21 protein-coding genes are annotated in these 22,634 nt (G+C 56.5%); 13 read left to right on the top strand and 8 right to left on the bottom strand.

Translation table 11 applies throughout. From position 1 onward, the window contains the following. Nucleotides 1-2: 2 nt before the first annotated feature. The 5 genes from AC2FJV_RS10985 (at nucleotide 3) to AC2FJV_RS10965 (ending at nucleotide 7,028) form a co-directional block, all read left to right on the top strand. On the top strand, nucleotides 3-2,189 hold the full coding sequence (locus AC2FJV_RS10985; protein WP_496713720.1) for a molybdopterin cofactor-binding domain-containing protein: 2,187 nt from the start codon (nucleotides 3-5) through the stop codon (nucleotides 2,187-2,189). A 110-nt stretch (nucleotides 2,190-2,299) separates the two neighbouring features. Beyond that, nucleotides 2,300-3,619 carry a glutamine synthetase family protein gene (locus AC2FJV_RS10980; RefSeq protein ID WP_496713718.1) on the top strand — a complete coding sequence of 440 codons (1,320 nt, stop codon included), beginning with the start codon at nucleotides 2,300-2,302 and terminating at the stop codon, nucleotides 3,617-3,619. 59 nt (nucleotides 3,620-3,678) lie between these two features. Beyond that, nucleotides 3,679-4,359: a type 1 glutamine amidotransferase gene (locus AC2FJV_RS10975; protein ID WP_496693373.1), complete on the top strand. Its 681-nt coding sequence runs from the start codon at nucleotides 3,679-3,681 to the stop codon at nucleotides 4,357-4,359. Further along, nucleotides 4,359-5,717 carry a glutamine synthetase family protein gene (locus tag AC2FJV_RS10970; protein WP_496688525.1) on the top strand — a complete coding sequence of 453 codons (1,359 nt, stop codon included), beginning with the start codon at nucleotides 4,359-4,361 and terminating at the stop codon, nucleotides 5,715-5,717. Before AC2FJV_RS10975 ends, AC2FJV_RS10970 begins: the two co-directional genes overlap by 1 nt. A gap of 6 nt (nucleotides 5,718-5,723) precedes the next feature. Beyond that, nucleotides 5,724-7,028, top strand: coding sequence for an NAD(P)/FAD-dependent oxidoreductase (locus AC2FJV_RS10965; RefSeq protein WP_496688527.1), 1,305 nt, complete (start codon nucleotides 5,724-5,726; stop codon nucleotides 7,026-7,028). A gap of 21 nt (nucleotides 7,029-7,049) precedes the next feature. On the opposite strand, the gene AC2FJV_RS10960 is transcribed toward AC2FJV_RS10965, so the two are convergent. Then, nucleotides 7,050-8,030 carry a formylglycine-generating enzyme family protein gene (locus AC2FJV_RS10960; protein ID WP_496713716.1) on the bottom strand — a complete coding sequence of 327 codons (981 nt, stop codon included), beginning with the start codon at nucleotides 8,028-8,030 and terminating at the stop codon, nucleotides 7,050-7,052. Between the two features lie 209 nt (nucleotides 8,031-8,239). Between AC2FJV_RS10960 and AC2FJV_RS10955 the strand changes: the two genes are divergently transcribed. Then, nucleotides 8,240-9,454 (top strand): DegT/DnrJ/EryC1/StrS family aminotransferase, encoded by a 1,215-nt coding sequence (locus AC2FJV_RS10955; protein ID WP_496688530.1) that lies wholly within the window; start codon nucleotides 8,240-8,242, stop codon nucleotides 9,452-9,454. Nucleotides 9,455-9,516: 62 nt separating this feature from the next. Here the strand turns inward: AC2FJV_RS10955 and phaR are convergent, their stop codons facing one another. The 3 genes from phaR to AC2FJV_RS10940 form a co-directional block, all read right to left on the bottom strand. Further along, nucleotides 9,517-10,071 carry a polyhydroxyalkanoate synthesis repressor PhaR gene (gene phaR / locus AC2FJV_RS10950; RefSeq protein WP_142633004.1) on the bottom strand — a complete coding sequence of 185 codons (555 nt, stop codon included), beginning with the start codon at nucleotides 10,069-10,071 and terminating at the stop codon, nucleotides 9,517-9,519. Nucleotides 10,072-10,207: 136 nt separating this feature from the next. Further along, entirely contained in the window at nucleotides 10,208-10,654 is a 447-nt protein-coding gene (locus AC2FJV_RS10945; protein WP_142633002.1) for a phasin family protein, read from the bottom strand. A gap of 134 nt (nucleotides 10,655-10,788) precedes the next feature. Continuing rightward, the gene (locus AC2FJV_RS10940; RefSeq protein ID WP_496713714.1) at nucleotides 10,789-12,591 is read right to left on the bottom strand and encodes a PHA/PHB synthase family protein; all 1,803 of its coding nucleotides are present in this window, start codon (nucleotides 12,589-12,591) and stop codon (nucleotides 10,789-10,791) included. Nucleotides 12,592-12,702: 111 nt separating this feature from the next. On the opposite strand from AC2FJV_RS10940, the gene phaZ reads away from it, so the two are divergent. Further along, nucleotides 12,703-13,974 (top strand): polyhydroxyalkanoate depolymerase, encoded by a 1,272-nt coding sequence (phaZ, locus tag AC2FJV_RS10935; RefSeq protein ID WP_496688533.1) that lies wholly within the window; start codon nucleotides 12,703-12,705, stop codon nucleotides 13,972-13,974. 5 nt (nucleotides 13,975-13,979) lie between these two features. Continuing rightward, complete coding sequence (locus AC2FJV_RS10930; protein ID WP_496713712.1) at nucleotides 13,980-14,564, top strand: DUF6151 family protein; 585 nt, start codon at nucleotides 13,980-13,982, stop codon at nucleotides 14,562-14,564. On the opposite strand, the gene AC2FJV_RS10925 is transcribed toward AC2FJV_RS10930, so the two are convergent. The 4 genes from AC2FJV_RS10925 to AC2FJV_RS10910 all read right to left on the bottom strand — a co-directional run bounded on the left by AC2FJV_RS10925 (nucleotide 14,555) and on the right by AC2FJV_RS10910 (nucleotide 17,728). Next, entirely contained in the window at nucleotides 14,555-15,271 is a 717-nt protein-coding gene (locus AC2FJV_RS10925) for an alpha/beta fold hydrolase (protein ID WP_496688537.1), read from the bottom strand. The genes AC2FJV_RS10930 and AC2FJV_RS10925 overlap by 10 nt on opposite strands. Nucleotides 15,272-15,355: 84 nt before the next feature. Next, nucleotides 15,356-15,970: a hypothetical protein gene (locus AC2FJV_RS10920; protein WP_281994992.1), complete on the bottom strand. Its 615-nt coding sequence runs from the start codon at nucleotides 15,968-15,970 to the stop codon at nucleotides 15,356-15,358. A gap of 28 nt (nucleotides 15,971-15,998) precedes the next feature. Then, entirely contained in the window at nucleotides 15,999-16,979 is a 981-nt protein-coding gene (locus tag AC2FJV_RS10915) for an alpha/beta hydrolase (RefSeq protein ID WP_496693370.1), read from the bottom strand. After that, nucleotides 16,979-17,728, bottom strand: a complete 750-nt coding sequence (locus AC2FJV_RS10910) for an alpha/beta fold hydrolase (RefSeq protein ID WP_282027330.1) — start codon at nucleotides 17,726-17,728, stop codon at nucleotides 16,979-16,981. The genes AC2FJV_RS10915 and AC2FJV_RS10910 overlap by 1 nt, the downstream gene beginning before the upstream one ends. A gap of 218 nt (nucleotides 17,729-17,946) precedes the next feature. Between AC2FJV_RS10910 and thrS the strand changes: the two genes are divergently transcribed. The 5 genes from thrS (at nucleotide 17,947) to AC2FJV_RS10885 (ending at nucleotide 22,634) form a co-directional block, all read left to right on the top strand. Beyond that, nucleotides 17,947-19,905 (top strand): threonine--tRNA ligase, encoded by a 1,959-nt coding sequence (gene thrS / locus AC2FJV_RS10905; RefSeq protein ID WP_282027329.1) that lies wholly within the window; start codon nucleotides 17,947-17,949, stop codon nucleotides 19,903-19,905. 221 nt (nucleotides 19,906-20,126) lie between these two features. Next, entirely contained in the window at nucleotides 20,127-20,429 is a 303-nt protein-coding gene (locus tag AC2FJV_RS10900) for a BufA1 family periplasmic bufferin-type metallophore (RefSeq protein WP_142632987.1), read from the top strand. A gap of 74 nt (nucleotides 20,430-20,503) precedes the next feature. Beyond that, the gene (bufB, locus tag AC2FJV_RS10895; protein WP_496713710.1) at nucleotides 20,504-21,361 is read left to right on the top strand and encodes an MNIO family bufferin maturase; all 858 of its coding nucleotides are present in this window, start codon (nucleotides 20,504-20,506) and stop codon (nucleotides 21,359-21,361) included. Further along, complete coding sequence (locus tag AC2FJV_RS10890) at nucleotides 21,358-22,119, top strand: HvfC/BufC N-terminal domain-containing protein (protein WP_496713708.1); 762 nt, start codon at nucleotides 21,358-21,360, stop codon at nucleotides 22,117-22,119. The genes bufB and AC2FJV_RS10890 overlap by 4 nt, the downstream gene beginning before the upstream one ends. After that, nucleotides 22,116-22,634: a DoxX family membrane protein gene (locus tag AC2FJV_RS10885; RefSeq protein ID WP_281971865.1), complete on the top strand. Its 519-nt coding sequence runs from the start codon at nucleotides 22,116-22,118 to the stop codon at nucleotides 22,632-22,634. Before AC2FJV_RS10890 ends, AC2FJV_RS10885 begins: the two co-directional genes overlap by 4 nt.

Genomic DNA, 22,634 nt, shown 5'->3' with positions numbered 1-22,634 from the left:
CCATGACCATCAATACCTCTCGCCGTGGTTTTCTGAAAGGCGCTGCTGCGACCGGTGCCGTCTTGCTGGTTGGTTCCCGCCCCGATGGCGTTCTGGCTGCGGCCTCATCTGAGACGACGCAACTCAACCCGTTTGTGAAAATTGACGCCGACGGCACCGTGACCGCCATCGTCAAGCATTTCGAAAAGGGTCAGGGCCCTGCGACCGGCCTGCCGACGCTGATCGCCGAGGAGATCGGTGTATCCATGGAGCAGATCGAATACGAATTCGCGCCCTCTAACCCCCAAGTCTATAACAATCTGCTGTTTGGCCCCTTCCAAGGCACCGGCGGGTCAACCGCGATGGCGAATTCCTGGCTGCAATACCGTCAGGCTGGCGCTGCTGCCCGTGAGATGCTGATCAACGCCGCCGCCCAAAGATGGGGCGTCGATGCATCAGGCATCACCATTGAGGAAGGCATCGTCAAAGCAGACGAGAAATCTGCACCGATTGCCGATTTCGTGGCAGCCGCTTCGCAGATGGAAGCGCCGACCGAGCCACGCCTGAAAGACCCCTCGGAATTCCGCCTGATCGGAAACGAGGCCGTGCGTCGCACGGATTCGGCCATCAAGGGCAACGGACAAGCGATGTACGCCATGGATGTCCACCTGCCCAACCAGATGGTTGCGATGATCAAACGTCCGGAGTCGCGCGGTGGTGTTGTCATCAGCTTTGACGACAGCGCCTCGAAAGAGATCAAAGGCTATATCAGCGCCGCTGCATTGCCCAATCAGGCGGGCGTTGCGGTCTATGCCGAAGATACCTGGGCCGCGATTCAGGCGCGTGACGCGCTTGAGGTCGAATGGGACATGTCCGGCGCTGAAACCCGCCACTCGGATCAGATCAAGGCCGAGATCATGGACGCGCTGAATGCCGAGCCCGCCTATAACGTGAACAAGGCAGATGTTGCCACGGTTTCGGCGGCGATCGACGCGGCGGATACGGTCGTAGAAAAAACTTTTTACTACCCGCTTCTCGCCCATGCTCCGATGGAGCCACTGAACTGCACAATCGAACAGACAGCAGAGGGTGACATCGTTCTGCATGATGGCGCTCAGATGCCAACCGGCCCGCACATGGCGTATCAGCAAATCTTTCAGCTGCCACCCGAGAAAATCCACATCAGAACGATGCTGGCCGGCGGGTCTTTCGGGCGTCGCGCAACACCGGATGCGGACTATCAGGTTGAGGCCGCGTTGGCCTTTGTTGTCACTGACCGCTCGCGCCCGGTCAAACTGGTCTGGACGCGGGAAGACGACATTCGCAGCGGGTATTACCGCCCGGCCTTCGGCCACAAAGTTCGTGTCGGGTTGAATGCGGAGGGGAATATCGTGGGATGGCAGCATCAGGTTGCTGGGCAATCGATCATGAAGGGCACCCCGTTCGAAGCGGTTGCAGTGCATGACGGCGTCGACCACAGCTCGATCGAGGGCATCGCAGACAGCCCCTATGATATTCCGGGGATGGCGCTTGGACTGACCGACACACCCAAGGCCACATCGGTCCTATGGTGGCGGTCGGTAGGACATACCCACACTGCCTATACGATGGAAACAATGATGGATTTGGCCGCCACCGCCGCGGGCCGTGACCCGGTTGAGTTCCGTCTCGCACATCTGGCGGATGCGGGTAATGCAGACCAACAGCGCAAGGCCTCAGTTCTGAAACTTGCGGCCGAGAAAGCAGATTGGGGCAACGTCCCTGCCGGTCGAGCGCAAGGTATTGCGGTGCACAAATCCTTTGGTTCTTATGTGGCTGAGGTGGTCGAAATCTCGGGCGATCCGGATGACGGTATCAAGATCGAAAAGGTCACCTGTGCTGTCGATTGCGGTATCGCGGTGAACCCCGACGTGGTGCGTGCCCAGATGGAAGGTGGCATCGGCTATGGCATCGGGCATGTGATGCGCGATCAGATCACACTGACCGGCGGTTCCGTGGATCAATACAACTTCCCGGATTACGAGCCCCTTCGGATCGGCGATATAGCTACAATCGACGTCCACATCCTGCCCTCGGCCGAGGCCCCCACAGGCGTGGGCGAACCCGGCACGCCGCCCTCGGCCCCCGCGCTCGCGAACGCAATCAAGGCAATGTCGGGGACCTTGATTGCCGATCTGCCGATGGCCGAGAACGGCATAAGCTTTGCATAAGGTCCCGACCCCGCGCCGAAAAAAACGGCGCGGGGATAATTTGATCAAATTTCGTGACAAGGCGCTTTGTGTCGATTAAACCTCGGAGTACCAGAGTGATGGAGACGCCGATGGACCTGAACGCCCTACACAGTTTTCGCGTAGCGGCCTGCGACCTTAACGGTCAGCTGCGCGGCAAACGCGTGCCTCCTTCTTATGCTGACAAGCTGAGTAAAGGTGTGGTGCGGATGCCCTTTTCGGCATTGAATGTTGATCTGTGGGGCGCGGATATCGAGGATAGCCCGCTTGTGTTTGAATCAGGCGACGCGGACGGCATATTACTGCCAACCGAGCGTGGCCCCGTCCCAGTTCCCTGGCTTGAAACCGAAACAGCGCTGGTGTTGATGTCCCTGTATGACGATCAGGGCAAGCCCTTTGCCGGCGACCCTCGCCATGCTCTGACCTCGGTGCTGCAACGCTATGCCGAGCGTGGCTGGTCTGTTGTTGCGGCGACCGAGCTGGAATTCACGCTATTGGACTCATCAGGTGCACGGCCGGTGCCTCCGATCAATCCTTTGACGGGGCGACGGTTGGTCGACGAGGCAGTCCTGTCCATGGCGGAAATGGATGCGTTCGACGCCTTTTTCACAGACCTCTATGACGGATGCGAGGCAATGAGCATCCCGGCTCAAACCGCCATTTCCGAAAGCGGGATTGGCCAGTTTGAAATCAACCTGAACCATCAGGACGCCATGCGCTGCGCAGATGATACGTTGCTTTTCAAGGTGTTGACTCGTGGCCTTGCGCGCAAACATGGGTTTACCGCAACTTTCATGGCCAAACCCTATGCCCAGGATGCGGGCAATGGGATGCATGTCCATTTTTCGGTCGTCGACCAGGATGGGCAAAATGTCTTTGACAATGGCGGGCCTGAAGGCACTGATCTTTTGCGCTCGGCCATAGCCGGATGTCTGTCCGCAATGCCTGGTTCAACTCTGATTTTTGCACCGCACGGGAACTCCTACACCCGGCTTGTCCCCGGCGCCCATGCCCCAACTGAGGCATGCTGGGCTTATGAAAATCGCACTGCCGCGCTGCGCGTTCCCGGCGGCGCGCCCTCTGCCCGCAGGATCGAACATCGCGTTGCAGGTGGTGACATCAATCCCTACCTCATGCTGAGCGCCGTACTCGGTGCGGCGCTGAACGGCATCGAGGACGGAACTGAACCGCCAGCTCCGATCACGGGCAACGCCTATGAGATCGACGGCCTGCCGCAACTCGCTGGCGACTGGGCTTCAGCCATCACCGCCCTTGAAACCGATCCGCAAGTTGCGCGCATCTTTCCCGCCCCGCTGATCAGCAATCTTGCCATGACAAAGCGACAAGAGATCCTGCGCTTTGACGAACGCCCACCCGAGGAGCATTGGCTAAGTTATCTCGAGGCGGTTTGAGCCCCCTTGCCCGCTTCGTTCTGCTCAGCTAGAATAAATTTGATCAAATTTGGTGACCCATGAAAATCGGTATCCTTGTAGCCGGCCACCCCCCTGACGAATTGCACGATCAGTTCGGTGAATATGACGGCATGTTTCGCGCGCTGCTGGATGGCAACGGCTTTGAGTTTGTGACCTATGCGGTTGTCGACGATCACTTTCCGCAAAGTTTTGACGATGCTGATGGATGGATCATCACCGGCTCGCGCTATGGCGCCTATGAGGACCATGCCTGGATTCGCAAGCTCGAAGCGCTGATCCGCGACATCCATCAAAGCGGCAAACCCCTGATCGGCATATGCTTTGGTCATCAAGTCATTGCGCAAGCCCTTGGCGGGAAAGTTGAAAAGTTCAAACAGGGCTGGGCCGTGGGGCGGACGGACTACGATTTGGACGGACAGACCGTCACTTTGAATGCCTGGCATCAGGACCAGGTGGTAGAGCTGCCCGCCGGTGCACAAGTAACCGGTTCGAACGCCTTTTGCCAGAATGCCATGCTGGCCTATGGCGACACGATCTGGACCGTTCAGGCCCACCCGGAGTATGGCGACAGCTTCATCGAAGGGCTGATGGACACACGCGGCAAAGGTGTCGTTCCAGACAATCTGATGCAGGCCGCCGCCGACCGCCTTCCCACCCGCGACGACAGTCCGAAGATCGGACAGTTCATGGCAGAGTTTTTGAAGAAAGAGAGGGCCTGATGGCCGATTGGACAGAACAACTGCCACAGGCAGCCCGTACCTATTTTGAAGGTCACCGATTGGATGAGGTCGAGTGCATCATCTCTGACCTGCCCGGCATCGCGCGCGGGAAAGCGGTTCCGGCCACCAAATTTGCACGCCAGTCCTACTTCCATCTACCCGATAGTATCTTTTACCAGACTATCACCGGGGACTGGGGCGAAGCCGCCGGAGAGGACGGCTTCATTGAACGGGACATGATCCTTAAGCCTGACTTTTCGACTGCTTCCGCTGCTCCTTGGACGGGTGACTGGACACTGCAGGTGATCCACGACGCCTATGACCGGGACGGAGAGCCGATCCCGTTCAGCCCACGCAACGTGTTGAAGCGCGTCGTAAAAATGTATCACGACAAAGGCTGGAAACCGATTGTCGCGCCAGAGATGGAGTTCTTTCTGGTCGCCCCCAATGTCGACCCCGCGCAGGGGATCAAACCGATGATGGGCCGTTCGGGTCGTCCGGCGGCCGCGCGGCAGGCCTATTCGATGACAGCAGTGGATGAATTCGGCCCGGTGATCGACGACATCTATGACTTTGCCGAACATCAGGGATTCGAGATTGACGGCATCACCCAGGAAGGCGGCGCCGGACAGCTTGAAATCAACCTGCGCCATGGTGATCCGGTCAAGTTGGCAGATGAAGTGTTCTATTTCAAACGCCTGATCCGCGAAGCCGCGTTGCGACACAACTGCTTTGCGACCTTCATGGCGAAACCGATTGCGGATGAGCCCGGATCGGCCATGCACATCCACCACTCGATCACCGAGATCGAAACCGGACAGAATATCTTTTCCGGACCTCAGGGCGGCGAAACGGATGCATTCTATAACTTCATTGCAGGGCTGCAAAACCACTTGCCTGCAGGCCTGGCAGTCATGGCACCTTATGTGAACTCGTACCGCCGCTATGTGAAAGACCATGCCGCGCCGATCAATCTGGAATGGGCTCGTGACAACCGCACGACCGGCATCCGTGTTCCCCTGTCCGGCCCCGAGGCGCGGCGCGTTGAAAATCGTATCGCAGGCATGGACTGCAACCCCTATCTGGGCATCGCCTTGTCGCTTGCCTGCGGCTATCTCGGCCTGACACAGCAGGAACGTCCGCGCCGTCAGTTTTATGGCGACGCCTACGAAGGTGACGGTGATATCCCGCAGGTCATGGGCAATGCGCTGGACCTGTTCGACGAGGCCACCGCCCTGCACGAGGTGCTGGGTCCGGAATTTGCCCGCGTTTATGGCATTGTCAAACGTGCCGAGTATGAAGAATTTCTACAGGTCATCTCTCCGTGGGAGCGTGAGCACCTGCTCATGAACGTTTAAGCCGCGATGAATCTCCTCTATTCCAACGACCGCAAGGCCGAGTATCCGGCCAGCTGGTATGCCGCGACGGCCAACACGCTCGACCGTTTTCCTGCGCTTGCTGGGGATACCAAAGCGGATGTCTGTGTGGTCGGTGGCGGCTATACCGGACTGTCCGCCGCGCTGCATCTGGCCGAGGCCGGGTTCGACGTCGTGCTGCTTGAGGCGCATCGCGTTGGTTTCGGAGCGTCAGGCCGCAATGGCGGGCAGCTGGGCAGCGCCCAGCGGATGGATCAGGAAGACCTTGAACGCCTGGTCGGCGATGACGATGCCGCCAAGCTGTGGGATCTGGCTGAAGATGCCAAGGATCTGGTCAAATCGCTGATCGAAAAGCACAAAATCGACTGTGATCTGAAACCGGGCGTGGCGGTTCTGGGCCTCAGCACCGGGGATCAGCAAGACCTCCACGATCACGCCGCGCATCTGTCGGCGCGATATGGGTATGACCATATGGAGCTGCTGGACGAAGGCGCCGCGCATGGTCTCTGCCCATCGCCCACCTATCGCGGTGGTTATCTGGACATGGGGGCGGCGCATCTGCACCCGCTGAACTTTGCCCTGGGGTTGGCCGAAGCCGCAGCCAAGGCCGGCGTGCGCATCTTTGAGGGTACCGAGGTCACCGGGATCGACGAAGTCGATCCGGCCATCGTGCAAACCCCGCAGGGAAAGGTGACGGCCAACCACGTCATATTGGCCTGCAACGGATATCTTGGTGACCTGAACGGCAAAGTGGCGTCGCGCGTCATGCCGATCAACAATTTCATCGCCGCGACCGAGCCTTTGGGCACCGATGCCGCCCGCGTCCTGACCCGGGATGTCGCCGTCGCCGACACCAAGTTTGTGGTGAACTATTTTCGCCTCAGCGCCGACAACCGCCTGCTATTCGGCGGCGGGGAAAGCTATGGCTACCGTTTCCCGACAGATATCGCCTCCAAGGTGCGCAAACCGATGACCGAGATTTTCCCGCATCTGCGCGATGTAAAGATCGACTATGCGTGGGGCGGTACTCTGGGTATCACCATGCGGCGAATGCCCTACCTGACACGGGTTGCCCCGAATATCCTGTCAGCCTCTGGCTATTCGGGTCACGGTGTTGGCACAGCTACACATGCCGGGCAACTGATGGCGATGGCCATTCAGGGCCAAGCCGAAGGGTTCGACACCATGTCCCGCGTACCCGCCCTGCCCTTCCCCGGAGGCCCCGCCCTACGCAGCCCGTTGCTAGTGCTGGCGATGACATGGTTTTCCCTGCGGGACCGGCTGGGATTCTGATTTCGAGATTGTCAGAGAAACTCACTTAAACTCTCTCAGGATACGAAAGCCCGTCAATTTTGACCGCCAATCAATGCCCGCCCCACCGCGACTTGCAGCGCGCGAAAAATCCATAGCAAATGGATAAGAACCGCCTTTTACAACCCGCCTGTGACAATCGACTGATCTCGCCATCTCTAAGTGCTGGCTGGAAGTCGACCAACCCGGGTGCGTCGCTGTCCAGCAGGACATCGTTCTTTCCCCGACATTCCCCGACATATGCCGAAGACCCCAAGCATTGGAGGCATCAAGTTCATCAACGCGAACTGGGTAACCGCGCCACACTAAATCCGGCCGCTTTTCACCAATCATCTCTTCTGTCGGTTTGGCATGGAAATTGGCCTGATCCGTCGTAACTTCCTCTCCTTGCGCAAAAGGAGTCTGCGTTCCGGCACGGGCGGCATATTCCCATTCGGCTTCCGTTGGTAAGCGGTAGGCATCTATCCCGAGTTTTTTGTTCAGCCAATCCGTGTAAGCCAAAGCATCCAAATAAGACACATCATTCACTGGATGATTGCCCGTAAGATCTATGCGCTCAAAACTATCGCCGATTACAAAATCTTCCGGCACATATTTGCTACATCCCCCATCTTCAACGCAGGCCATCCACTCATCACGGGTAACCTCGTTACGTCCCATGGCAAAGGACAGATCTATTCTGACGCTATGAACCGGACCTTCACTATGCGCGATATACGGCTCTTCCGCTGTCGCGGGTCGGCGCCCTTTTTCATCCCAATGAAAGTTTCGTTTCGATTCTCCCGGTGGTCCACCCATCATGAACTCACCCATAGGCAAGACAATCATTTCAGGGCAAACATCGCATTCCTGAAACATCTCAAGCGGCGCAACTTCAGTGCCATCCGACAGAAGATAATCTGCGTGAACCGCCGAAGCGAAAGTTGAAAGCGCGCCACAAAGGGCCAAATGACTGATAGTCAATGCAGTGATCCAACCCATCATACGAGAACAACGTCAAAGAAGATCCATTGCCACCTTACTTCCCCCAAAGTTGCAAGTTCAAAAGAATTTCCCGCTACGCGGGGTAAGCCAACCTGTGTCTCTCTGACTACGACAGAATAGTGAAATTTCGCCACCCTGAAGATTAAGGGCTTGGATTGACACTTCATTAGCTTTATCTTTCCCAAAGATAGAATTCAGGAATGCCAAATATGACGCTGCCTCCTAACGTCCATGACGCCGAACCCATCCCCGCGGCCGCCCGCGACGCCATTGATGCCTTGATGCAGTCAGGCGACCTGTTCCGCTACACTGCGCCGCAGGACGCTCCGGTTGCGATGCTCGAGTCGGAATTCGCGGAACTGCTGGGCACGAAATACGCGCTGGCTGTATCGTCCTGCTCAGCGGCACTGTTCCTGTCGCTCAAGGCGCTGGGTTTGCCGCGGGACGCGCGGGTGCTGATACCGGGCTTTACCTTTGCGGCGGTGCCCTCATCGGTCATACATGCGGATTGCATCCCCGTACTGTGTGAGGTGGGTGACAATTATCGCATCGACATGGATGACTTTGCCGCCAAACTGGATAACGTGCAGGCCGTGATCATTAGCCATATGCGCGGACATACTTCGGATATGGACGCGATCATGACCCTGTGCAGCGCGCGCGACATTCCGGTGATCGAGGACGCAGCCCATTCGCTGGGGACAACTTGGCATGGCCGCAATATTGGGACGATTGGCAAGATCGGCTGTTTCTCGTTTCAGTCCTACAAGATGATCAATGCGGGCGAAGGTGGCATTCTGATAACCGACGACGCTGATCTAGTGGCGCGTGCCGTGATCATGTCCGGCGCCTACGAACATAATTGGAAGAAACACAAAGGTCCGCGTGGCGACAACTCATCGGAACTCGAAGAGGCCTTTGGCCGCTGGCAGAACCAGTTGCCGCTGTATAACCTGCGGATGAGCAACCTGAGCGCTGCAGTAATCCGTCCCCAGATGCCTGAATTGGCACGTCGTGTCAGCGATGGGTTGCAAAACCACGACTATGTGGCGGAGCGCCTGAACTCATCACCCTATATCAACGTGCCTGCCCCGCTGATGCCAGAACGCCGGGCGCCGGACTCGATCCAATTCAATCTGGTTGACCTAAGCGATGATGATATCCGCGCCTTTGCCGCAGCATCCGAGGCACGCGGGGTGAAAGTTCAGGTATTCGGCCTGAGTGAAGACAACGCCCGTGCCTTTTGGAACTGGCAATTCCTGCCGGAACAGACCGAGCTGCCACAAACGCGAAACATGCTGATGAAAGCTTGCGACGTGCGCCTGCCTGTACGCCTGACAGGCGCGGAACTGGATGTGATCGCTGATATTCTGTTGGCTTCAGTAGGGGAAATTACCGCCCCGAAAATCGCATTTGGAACCTGAACAAGCTGAATTCAAACGAAAAGGCCCGCCAGCGGCGGGCCTATTTCATTGTGTGGACAAATTCAGTTCAGTTTAGACAGCTTTTGCTGCAACTCCGCCAACTGCTTCTTGATGTCGTCCAGATCCTCACTCGACTGGGGTTTGGCCTCGCTATCCGTTTCCGGACCGGACCAACTGCCGGAAATGCCGCTGGTCATCGCCTTCAGAAATGCCTTTTGCTGCGCTTGCAGCGCTTCGAAACCCGGAATCTGGGTCATCGGATTCATCGCAGACATGTTTTCCATCATTTTGCTTTGGCTTTCGCGCAGCATTTCGAACGAGCTTTGCAGGAATTGCGGCATCACTCCTCCGCCCGGCAACATATAGCTGCGCACAAGATCGTTCAGCACGTTCACCGGCAGGACATTCTCACCGCGGCTTTCATGCTCGGCAATGATTTGCAGCAGATATTGCCGTGTCAGATCATCCCCAGTCTTCAGGTCTATGATCTGAACTTCGCGACCGTCACGTATGAATGCCGCAATATCTTCGAGCGTGACATAGTCACTGGTTTCAGTGTTATACAGCCGACGGCTGGCATATCGTTTGATTAGCAACGGTTTTTCTTGTTCTGACACCGTCTACCCTCCCCAAGGAATGATGCATTGCAGCAGAGATTATGCGAGTGCAGAACAAAAAGAAAGGGCAGGTCTTTCGACCTGCCCAACGCGATTGCACCAAATGGGAGGAGTGGGTGCGCCTCGCTATCTTACCTTACTTGGCGCCAGCTGCTTTTTTCGCAGCAGTGGACACGTCGTTGGTTGCTTTTTTGACAACGGCAGTTGCATCTTCTGCAGCGTTTTTGCCAGCAGCCATCAGCAGCTCAACGGTTTCCGACTGAACTTTTTTCGCGATTTCAGCGAAAGCAGCCAGGTTTTCAGCAGCAACTTCAGCCGACGCGCTTGCGTAGTCGGTTGCAGCTTTTGCGTAATCTGCAGGGTCAGATTTCGCTTTCGACATATCGGACAGTTTGGCCAGGGTTTCCTTGGTCCATTTGTTCGAAATCTCAGCCGATTTCTCAGCCGCTTCCAGAGCAACGCCCGACAGCTTTTCGTTCAGGGTCGCGGTGGTGTTGAACGCACCTTCCAGAGCGGTGGTGTCAACAGGGAATGCACCCATCATGTCTTTCAGGGTCGCGGTAAAGTCTTGAGTCTTTGCCATTGTCCAAATCCTTTGCTTGCCGATCCGGGCCAACCCCGGGCTTCATCAGCTTGAGGACAATATCGTTGCTGCATCGCAGCATTGCAAGTTTTTTCTTGCTGCGCTGCAGCAATATTTTTCTAAACTGTTAAAAATCAATCTGTTGCCTTCACCAAAACATAGGTTCCTGGTGCTTCGGCCAGGGAAGCGTATCCCGAATCGCCCACTTGGCGCGCGGGGATCTGCTTGCCGGATCTCTTCTTCAGCCAAGCTTCCCACTGCGGCCACCAGGACCCTTTATGAAAATCGGACTCTTTCATCCATGCATCGGCATCCGCATTCAGATCAGGGTTGGTGTAGTGGCCGTATTTCTTCTTGCTCGGCGGGTTCACGATGCCTGCTATGTGACCGGATTCCGAAACGACAAACGTCTTCGAACGTGACCCCATCTGCTGCACACCCCGATAACAATCTTTCCAGGCGGCGATATGGTCGGTTTCACAGCTGATGGCCATCAAAGGAACATCAACGTCGCGGATATGCAGTTTGTGCCCAAGCAAATCGAAACCGTCGGTCACAAATTGATTTTTCTGGCAAAGCCCCCGCAAATACTCGATTGCCATTTTGCCCGGAAGATTTGCGCCATCCCCGTTCCAGTAGAGCAAATCAAACGCCGGAGGGGTCTCGCCCATCATATAGCTTCGAATGGCAGGGCCGTAGATCAGGTCATTCGATCGCAGGAACGACATGGTACGACCTATGACCCATGCTTTTAGAATACCGTCTTTTGTCACTTGTTCTTGAATGCCATCGACAAAGTCATTCTGTAGGAACGGCGTGAATTCCCCCTGTTCACCGAAATCGGTCAAGGTTGTGAAGAAGGTCGCCGATTTGATGGATTTGTCGCCACGCTGCTTCATCAGGGACAGCGTCAAGCTCAACGTGGTGCCGGCAATGCAATATCCCACCGCATTGACCTGCTTGACCTTACAGATCGACTTGACGGTCTCGATGGCGGTCAGAAATCCCTCTTCGACATAGTCGCCCATACCGACCTCGGCATGAGAAGCATCCGCATTAACCCAACTTACAACAAACAGGGTATAGCCTTGCTCGGTCACCCATTTGATGAGGCTGTTCTGCGCCTTAAGGTCCAGAATATAGTATTTGTTGATCCAGGGCGGAAACAGAACGATCGGGGTCTCGTGTACGGTCTCGGTCGTGGGTTTGTACTGGATCAACTCCATAAGCCTGTTGCGATAGACCACGTCGCCCGGAGTTGTCGCGATATTCTCGCCAAGCTTGAACGCGGATTCATCCGCCAGTCTGACAACCATTTCACCATTATTGGCTTCTAGGTCCGCAACTAGATTCTCTAGCCCTTTGATCAGCGATTGCCCTTCCGTCTCGACCGCCTTTTCCAGCGCGTCGGGATTGGAGGCCAGGAAATTCGTCGGAGACATCAAGTCAATGATCTGTTGCGAAAAGAAATGCAGCCTCTGCTTGTCCTTGCCGTCCAGATCGTCGACCGAAGCAACCGCCTGCGCGATTGCATCGGCATTTGTCTGATACTGCTGGCGAATAAACCGGAAATAGGGGTTGGTGTCCCAAAGAGGGTTTGAGAACCGTTTATCCTTGGGTCCGGGTTCTCTGTCCTCGACCCCGCCGGCGGACAGCGCCTGCTGAGCCTCAGCAAAGTTCATAACGGATTGTCCCCAGAAGGCGACCTGATGTTCCAGAAGCTTGGCGGGATTCTGCCACGCTTCGGCGAAATACGAAGTTGCTGCTCTTGCGAAAAGATCTTGATTCGGACCGTCCAACGCGGGAGTGTGTGCCTCTTTGCCAGCCATCACATCGATCAGCCTTTTCGACAATTCTTCGACTTTCGTCATATTTTCTCTAATCCGTTCAAGGTGTTCCTCGGACAGCTCTGGCGCGTTATCTTCACTTGTTGTCATTTTAACAATTCCACCCTAACCTCGCTGCTATGCAGAATAACGTCGTGGGCGTCGGGGGGCAAAGCGACGAATGGTCCGAATTATCAGGCTGACACTCAGGAGGCCCATTTCATGCGCTACATGATGACCTACGATCTGATGGAAACGATGCGCAACACCAATCAGTGGATGGGTGCTACGGCAAGTGCCATAGCTTCTTATCCGCTGTTTTCGATGGTGCCCAACCCTGCGTTCAGCATGATGGCCGCCTGGGGCGAGGTGACTGAGCGGACGTTCCAGCGCATGGTTGTAAAACCTGACTGGGGAATCCGTACATTCACTTGCGAAGACGGCAAGGATCATCTGGTCGATATTGTCCCGGTGATCGAACGCCCTTTTGGTGATTTGATACATATACGTGTCAATGGCCGCGCCGAACAGCCCCGCAAGGTGCTGTTGGTCGCCCCGATGTCTGGACATTACGCCACCTTGCTTCGGTCCACCGTAAAGAGCCTCTTGGTGAATTGCGAAGTTTATATCACTGACTGGCATAATGCGCGCGATATCCCCGTGTCCGAAGGTAAGTTTGATGTAGAGGATTATACACTTTACCTTGTCGATTTCATGAAAGAATTGGGACCGGACACCCACGTTGTAGCCGTCTGCCAACCGGCGCCGCTGACTCTGGCCGCCACAGCCTATCTGGCCGAGGTCGAACCCAAAGCCCAACCCAGTACGCTGACATTGATCGGCGGACCTGTTGACCCGGATGCCACACCAACCGACGTGACCGATTTTGGCCGTCGCGTGACAATGGGGCAGCTGGAAGAAACCATGATTCAGCGCGTCGGCTTCAAGTATAAGGGCGTCGGGCGCATGGTGTATCCCGGCCTGCTGCAGTTGGCCTCGTTCATGTCGATGAATTCGGACCGGCATTCTCAGGCGTTTTCCGAGCAGATCCAGAGGGTTATGCGGGACGAGGCTTCGGATCACGATGCCCATAACAGATTCTATGATGAATATCTCGCCGTCATGGACATGACCGCCGAGTTCTACCTTTCGACCGTCGAACGCGTCTTCAAAAACCGCGAAATCGCGCGCAACGAGTTTGTTGTTGCGGGGCACAAGGTGGATATCGGCAAAATTACAAACGTTGCAGTCAAAACAGTCGAAGGTGCGAATGACGACATCTCGGCCCCTGGCCAGTGCATTGCTGCGCTCGAGCTGTGTACAGGGCTGCCGGACTCGAAAAAAGCCAGCCATGTCGAACCTGGCGCAGGTCACTATGGCATCTTCGCCGGCCGTAGCTGGCGCGACAATATCCGCCCATTGGTGATCGAATTTATGAACGCCAACGCCCGCAAACCCTCGCGCAAAGCGGCCAACCGCAACAAAGTGGCCTAACGCCGATGGGAAAGAAAGTCGCCAAACAGACGGCTTTCGCCTGCAACTGTGGAAAACTCTTTGGCAGCATTACAGCCAGAGGCGTTCAGTACGGAACGCATGTAGTCTGCTTTTGCCGTGATTGCCGGGCCGCGCAGATATCTTTCGGGCAACCGGACCCTGCGCCGGAACCGGTGGAGATTTTCCAAATGGCCCCTGAAGAAATAAGGATCGACGGCGGCATCGAACACCTGGCCGCGATGCGCCTTGGCCCCAAGGGGATGCTGCGCTGGTATGCCAGCTGCTGCAATGCGCCGCTGGCGACGACATCAAATACTCCAAAATTTCCGTTTGCGGGCTTTGATGTGAAACGAGTTTCCGACCCGGACTGTTTAGGGCCGGTTACGACCCAAGGGTTCATTCCCCAGGCCGATGGAAAACACAAACACAAGCGACTGGGTTACGCTGTCGCCGGGATTGTTACGCGGGTACTAAAATCCCGGCTTTCTGGCAGCTGGAGGGACACCCCGTTCTTTGATCAGAATACGGGCCAGACGATCTCAACCCCGGTCATTCTCAGCAAAGAACAGCGTAAAGCGCTCTACGCGTAATCCAGCGCAGGCTTCACGCTGAGCCAGGTCTTCAGCGCCTCGGTGACATTTTCAGGCGATTCCAACGTAGGCAAATGTCCTGCATCCTTGATGACGTGCAGTTCTGCATTTGGGATCAGGTCCGCCATGAACGCATGCCTTCGCACCGGAACAACCGTGTCATGCGCCCCACATAGCACCAAAGTCGGGGCCGTGATCCGGTGCAGGTTGCCCTGCTGATCCGGGCGACGCTGCAGCGCACGAATCTGACGCTCGAACACCTGCGGGCCCAAATCCAACGCCATCGAGATGACATCAGCAAGAATGGGAATACGTCGAGGCCCCGGGGCCAGCGAATCCGATCCAATCAGCCGACGCATCACTTCCTCTAACCGACCCATCTTGGCGGCGACCAACAGCTCCTCCCGCGCGGCTGCGGTCTGGGGCGATTCCGAATGCGCATCCGAAGCCATCAGACACAAGCGCGACACCCTCTCGGGTGCATATCGGACAATTTCCAAAGCGACTACGGCGCCCAGGCTTAGGCCCGCCAATGCAAAGCGTTGTGGCAACTGAACCAATAGGCCCCGCGCGATCTCTTCAATCCGTTCAGCAGTCGAAACCGAAGCGACCGTCACGGCGCGATCACGTGACAGGGCGCGCATCTGATGCTCAAATACCCGCGCATCACACATCAAACCGGGCAAAAGAACCAACGGCTCGATCAAACAACGCCTCCTTTGGAAAAGTCACTCAAATCGTCGTCATTAGTTTCAGGATGAGAGGTTTTGTATGGTTCGGCAAGTTAAAGTTCAGGGGTAGCGGATACCGCGAAAAGCGGGGAAGTCCGCATATCGTCTTTGCCGCTCAAGTTCACCCTCGCCAGGCGTGCCTCCTGGGCGCAGAAGGCAGCCCCGCGGCGCGATATAGCTGTCGATGCGCTTATGAGGCACAGGCCTCCAGACCAGATTGAAAGCACAGAGTTTTGGAAAGAACCAGATTTCGGAATATTCCAGATGGTCGTGCATCCACCACGCCAAATCCCGCCAATCCCGCCCCGCCTCATATTGATCCGCAAACCATGGGATCACGATCGATGCACCGGCAATCCGATCATCACCCACCGCGCGATCCCAGATGTGACATTCCAGCGGGTTATCATTTCGCGCGCAATTCAGCCGGTTTTCATTACCGAAACGGTTCAATGATGCCGAGCGATAGCCGGATCGTACGGCAATCCGGCCAAAGGTCTCCTCAAGCGGGTCCAGCAGGGTTTCGCAAAGCGCCTTTCCGGTTTCGATGGCAAGGTCGGGATCGTCAGGAAAATTCTGCTTTTCGTGAAAATTGCCTATTTCCGAATACAGAAAATCGCGCATGAAAAAATGACGGGACAGACGCACACGACCGAGGGTTTCAAGGCTCCACATACTGCCTGGTCTACGCATTGTTTCTTCCTCACTCGATCCCCAAGGTATTCAGCCATCTCAGAATACCAGCCACCACATCGTCGGTCTGCCCCGGAGACATCAACCGCCCGGCGATCACATGGGAATTAGGATCGTCCCCGGGCCCCATTGTTACCAGCACAACCGACGCAGGGGCGCCCCATGCTTTGGCAATCTCGTGGGTCAGGTCGGCACGCACGACCTGATCTTCATTCGAGAACCAGAACAACGCGGGAACCCTTGCGTCTGAAAAATCCAGCGCATAGACCACATCCACCAGCACTGTCATCGGCACCACGGCCTGCCAAGGGTAGACCGCCGACCAGAATTTGTTCATTTCCGGGTTCACCCCTGCGACGCCCCGGGTTTCACCCATAATCAGGGGCAACCAGATGCGCGCCCAAGGCAATCCGGGTATCCATGCGCCGGCCGCTTTAACGCCGAAATTCGGAGAAACAAATACGATCCCCGCAACGTTTTGGCTCAGCTCTTCATTCAGTGCGGCCGCAGCTGCCAACGTGCCGCCGGTTGATGTCGAAATCACCACGACCTTTTCCCCAACCGCCCGTGCAGCAGCCAGCCCTTCGGCAAGATCCTGCATCCAACCCGAGGCCGTCGCCTCACCCATTGCATCCCCCCCGCGACCATGACCCTGCAGCCGCGTGTAGACCAGATTGGCGCCCAACGTTTCGGCGAGCAGATCGGGAACCGGTCGGATCTCTTCGGATGATGCAGAAAACCCGTGCAGATATAGAATCGAAACAGGTGTTCGCTGCTCTTTATAGCCCTCTTGCCAAATAACTCGCTTTTCGACCCCCGGAATGATGTCGGCGAATGCAGATTCCACACTTTCGAAATAGACCTGCACCCCTTCACCGAATTTGCGCGCGTCAAATGTTGGGGCCAGATCAACCTTCTCACGCGGGCCAAACCAATAGATCAGGCCAAACGCAACGATCAATGTCAGAAAAACGCGACCCAATATCCGCATTATTGGGCTGCCATCACATCGAGAACGGCTTGTTCGATCAACCCAAGGCATGGGCCATCCGAAAAGCGATGATCGGCGTGCTTGATCAATGACAGGCGCATATCGGGCCCGAACGCATGTTCAATCAGGCGCACTGCTGTTCCGATTGAAACCGCTGTGTCTTCGGTACCTTGCAAAAACCGCACGGGAAAAGGCATATGCAGAGGCTTGCGCAGGACCAAATGTTGGCGACCATCTTCGATCATCCGTTTGGTCACGATGTAAGGCTCCATATAGTCCGAAGGCAGCTCGACATGGCCAACAGTTTCCAGTGCCTGTTTCTGGTTTTTCGAGAATGAAGCCCAATACCCGTCCTCGGTAAAATCCGGCGCAGCAGCGATGGTCACCATTCCCTGAATCCGATCTGGCAGCGCTTTGGCCAACAGCAGCGCCTGCCACCCCCCCATGGACGAGCCGACAACAATCAGCGGCCCATCCGTCAATTCCGTGATCGCGGCCAGCGTATCCTCATGCCAGTCACCAATGCATCCTTCTTCGAACTTGCCCCCGCTTTCACCGTGACCTGAATAGTCGAACCGCAGAAATGAATGGCCACGCCCCTTCGCCCAGGCCTCCAAATGCACCGCCTTGGTGCCTTCCATATCGGATTTGAGCCCGCCCAGAAACACGATGGTCGGCCCGGTGCCCTCGCTTTTGTGATAGGCCAGCCGCCGTCCCTGCGCCGTTTCCAGAAAATTCGTCGCTGCCATGACACCCTCTTTTCTTTTTCCGATATCATGCACGCCCCACCCCCAAGTGCAATTCCCAGATCCCCCTTCATCTGGCCAAAAATACCTCTGGGAGCGCGAGGGGCCGGCCCCTCGCGCCGGCCCTTGACAGGTTCACCCCCACCTGACAAATGAAGCGAACACAACATAACCCGCAACCGGGCGTTCAGTGGGCGCCAAACCGACGAGGAGAGCCAGCCATGGCCTTGGACGCACAGTCAATCTCTCTCACTTTTCCTGACGGCAATGCACGATCCTATGACGTGGGTGTAACCCCTGCGCAGGTGGCCGCCGACATCTCGACCTCACTGGCCAAAAAGGCCATCTCAGCCACGGTGAATGGCCAGCATTGGGATCTGCAATGGCCCATTGAATCTGATGCCGAAATCGCCCTGCACACCATGAAAGATGAAGATCAGGCAAACGAACTGATCCGCCACGACCTGGCTCATATCATGGCCCGCGCCGTGCAGGAGATCTGGCCCGATACCAAAGTCACCATCGGCCCCGTCATCGAAAACGGCTGGTACTACGATTTCGACCGGGCCGAGCCATTTACGCCCGAAGACCTCGGCGCGATTGAGAAAAAGATGAAGGAAATCATCAACAAACGCGACACCGTGACCACCGAGGTCTGGGACCGTCAGCGCGCGATTGATTTCTACACCGAAAACAACGAGCCCTATAAGGTCGAACTGATCGACGCCATACCGGGCGACGAGCCATTGCGCATGTACTGGCATGGCGACTGGCAGGACCTGTGCCGTGGCCCGCATCTTCAGCATACCGGCCAGGTTCCGGGCGATGCGTTCAAGCTGATGTCCATCGCCGGCGCCTATTGGCGCGGTGACAGCGACCGTGCGATGCTGCAACGCATCTATGGCGTGGCTTTTACCGGCAAGGAAAAGCTGAAAGCGCACCTGCACATGCTGGAAGAGGCTGCCAAGCGTGACCACCGCAAGCTGGGCCGCGAAATGAACCTGTTCCACATGCAGGAAGAGGCTCCGGGCCAGATCTTCTGGCATCCGAATGGCTGGAAGATCTATACCACCCTGCAGGACTATATGCGCCGCATGCAGGAACGTGACGGCTATGTCGAAGTCAACACACCGCAGGTTGTTGACCGCAAATTGTGGGAAGCCTCGGGCCACTGGGACAAGTATCAGGAAAACATGTTCATCGTCGAAGTCGACGAGGAACATGCCCGTGAAAAGGCCGTGAACGCCCTGAAGCCGATGAATTGTCCCTGCCACGTGCAGGTGTTCAATCAGGGTCTGAAATCCTATCGCGATCTGCCTCTGCGCATGGCCGAGTTCGGGTCTTGCGCGCGGTACGAACCCTCTGGCGCGCTGCATGGTATCATGCGGGTGCGCGGCTTTACCCAGGACGATGGGCATATTTTCTGCGCCGAAGATCAGATCGAATCTGAAACCGCAAAATTCATCGCGTTTCTGTCGAAGGTCTATGCCGATCTCGGTTTCCATGATTGGACCATCAAGCTCTCGACGCGCCCGGAAAAACGCATCGGGTCGGATGAAAGCTGGGATCTGGTCGAAAAAGCCCTGGGTGACGCCTGCAAGGCCGCAGGATACGACTATGAGCTTCTCGAAGGCGAAGGCGCCTTCTACGGACCCAAGCTTGAATTCACCCTGACCGACGCGATCGGCCGTACTTGGCAATGCGGCACCCTTCAGGTGGACCCCAACCTGCCCGAGCGGCTGGACGCCAATTTCATTGGCGCGGACGGATCGAAGCACCGCCCCTTCATGCTGCATCGTGCAACGCTGGGTTCGTTCGAACGGTTCATCGGCATCCTGATCGAAGAACACGCGGGCAAATTGCCCTTCTGGCTGGCCCCGCGTCAGGTCGTGGTCGCTTCGATCACCTCCGAGGCTGACGGTTACGTGCAGGAAGTGGTTGAGACACTCAAGGCCGCAGGTATCCGAGCCGAGGCGGACATCCGCAACGAAAAGATCAACTATAAGGTACGTGAACACTCGGTCGGCAAAGTTCCGGTCATTCTGGCCGTCGGTCACCGTGAAGTTGAGGACCGCACGGTCAGTGTCCGTCGTCTTGGTGAGAAACAGACACAAGTGCAGCCGCTTGAGGCTGTAACAAATGAACTGTCGCGGGCCGCTACGCCGCCCGACCTGCTGTAACAATCAGCGGCAAATTGCACAAAATCCGGCCCCCTCTGAGGGGTCGGATTGAAACATTTGCGTTTTATCTCTTCTAAAACAAACTATTAGTTTGCAAGATGTCATGACAGTCATTGACGGGCTCGTGAGACACAGGCTCGTGAATTCAACTGTGACCTGCAACCCATTACCTTTGTCATTGTCGAACACAGACATACGCAGTCATCAAAAGGATAACCGAGATGTCGAACACCGCTAAATCCCTTGTCATCGCAAGCGCCGTAGCCGCAGCCGTTTCAGGCATGGCCACAACCGCATCCGCACAAGCCAAAGAAAAGTGCTATGGCGTTTCTCTGGCCGGTCAGAACGATTGTGCCGCCGGTCCTGGCACCACGTGCGCGGGCACCTCGACTGTTGATTATCAGGGCAATGCCTGGACACTGGTAGATGCCGGCACCTGCGCCGATATCGACCTGCCTCAGTCAGCTGACGGCGCTGCCCGCAAGGGATCGCTCGAGCCGCTGGAGCGCGACCTGCCGGCATAAGCCTGAGTTTTTGCCAAATCTGAGGGGCGGGCAAGAATCGCCCGCCTCTTTTTTCAAGACCGCGAGGTTACCAGATGCTGGACAGCACAATCCGATCGAACAGGCTGCCTGCGGCACCAGGCGTCGGCTATAAGCCTCAGCATTTCCAGCAGATTCTGGATCACCCGCAACCGGTCGCATGGCTGGAAATCCACGCCGAGAATTACATGGGCGATGGTGGCCGCCCGCTGGCACAGCTGCGGCGCTTGTCGGAACACTTCCCGATTTCCGTCCACGGCGTTGGCCTGTCCATCGGCGGTGAAGGCCCGCTGGATACCGACCACTTGGCCCGCTTGAAACACCTTGTCGGCTGGCTCAACCCCGCCAGCTTTTCCGAACATCTGGCCTGGTCGACACATGACAGCCACTTCCTGAATGATCTGTTGCCCCTGCCCTATACCGACGCAACCCTTGCACGGATTTGCGATCATATCGACCAAGTTCAGAATGTCGTTAGGCGACAGATGCTGCTTGAAAACCCGTCAAGCTATCTGGCGTTTGATGAAAGCACGTGGTCCGAACCCGACTTCCTGCGCGAAATTTCGGGCCGCACCGGATGCGGGCTCTTGCTGGATGTGAACAACGTTTTCGTATCGGCGACAAATCTCGACTTCTCACCGCAGAGCTATATCGACGCCTATCCGCTGGACAAGGTTGGTGAGATCCACCTTGGCGGGCATGATGAGGATGAAGACGACCACGGGCTTCCCTTGCTGATCGATAGCCACGGGCGAGAAGTAGTTGATCCGGTTTGGGCGCTCCTGAACTATGTGCTTGAACAATCGGGACCAAAACCTGTTCTTGTGGAATGGGATACCGACGTCCCTGATTGGCCTGTCTTGCGTGCCGAAGCCGATCGCGCCCAAGCGGCACTGGACCGCATTCCAGCATGAGCGTGTCGCAAGAAGAGTTTCACCTGGCTTTGCTGGATCCAGCCATGTCGGTGCCTGAGGGCCTTGTAGACGCGTCGGATCAGCCGGCGGGACGGCGTTTCAGTGTTTATCGCAACAATGTTGCCGTTTCGCTGACCGAAGCCATGCATAAGGCCTTCCCGGTTATCGCCAAGTTGCTGGGTTCGCAAAACATGGACGGGTTGGCCGGGCTTTTTCTGCGCAGCCACCCACCAACCTCGCCGTTGATGATGTTCTATGGCGAAGCGTTTCCGGATTTCCTGGCCGGGATGGATCAGCTGTCGCATATCGGGTACCTGCCCGATGTGGCGCGACTGGAACTGGCCCTTCGCCGATCTTACCACGCGGAGGACAGCGTGCCAGCGCCGGACGACGCATTAGCCGTGCCACCCGAAGATCTTTTCCGGGCCCGATTGGAATTCGCACCTTCGATGCAGATCTTGCGCTCGGACTGGCCCATCTTTTCGATATGGCGGTTCAATACCGAAGACGGCGCACCGAAACCCCAAGCTGGTGCTGAAGATACCCTGATCACGCGCCGCGAATATGATCCTGTTCCTCAGGCCCTGCCGCAAGGCGGGGCGGGTTGGATCGCCGCTATGCAGGCCGGAAACACAATCGGACAGGCATTTGAAAACACTACCGAAACCACCCCGGATTTTGATCTTGGGGCCACTCTGGCGCTGCTGTTACAGGGCGGCGCTATCACTTCTGTGACTATTGAAAGGTTGGCAACATGACTGCCCTGATCTCTCTTCATAACAACGTCCTGGGACGGATCGACAGCTCGGCCAACTGGCTGACACCAACCCTGGCGCGTCTTGTCTTTGTTGCCGTGTTGCTTGTCTACTACTGGAACTCAGCCACCCTGAAAATCGACGGATCGATTTTCTCTCCGTCAGCGGGGGCGTTTGGGCAGATTTTCCCCAAAGCGGCAGAGGCCGTACTTTATGACGTAACCCAGATGACTTTTTTCCAACGCGTCGTAATCTTTCTGGGAACAGCCGCCGAATTTGTCCTGCCAGCCTTGTTGCTGATCGGCCTGCTGACCCGGGTGGCAGCCCTTGGGATGATTGGGTTTGTTTGGGTCCAGACCATTGTCGACGTGACCGGTCATGGCGTCAAACTGGGAGGCCTGTTCGACAACGCACTTACTTTGATGGATCAGCGCGTGATGTGGACTTTCCTGTTTCTGGTCATCGCGATAAACGGCGCAGGCCCGATCTCGATCGATCGCATCCTGCGCCTGAAGTAA

This window comes from Ruegeria sp. CDSA241 (assembly GCF_059611265.1).
Note: the sequence above shows the minus strand (reverse complement) of the source record. Positions and strands in the feature narration are given on the sequence as shown.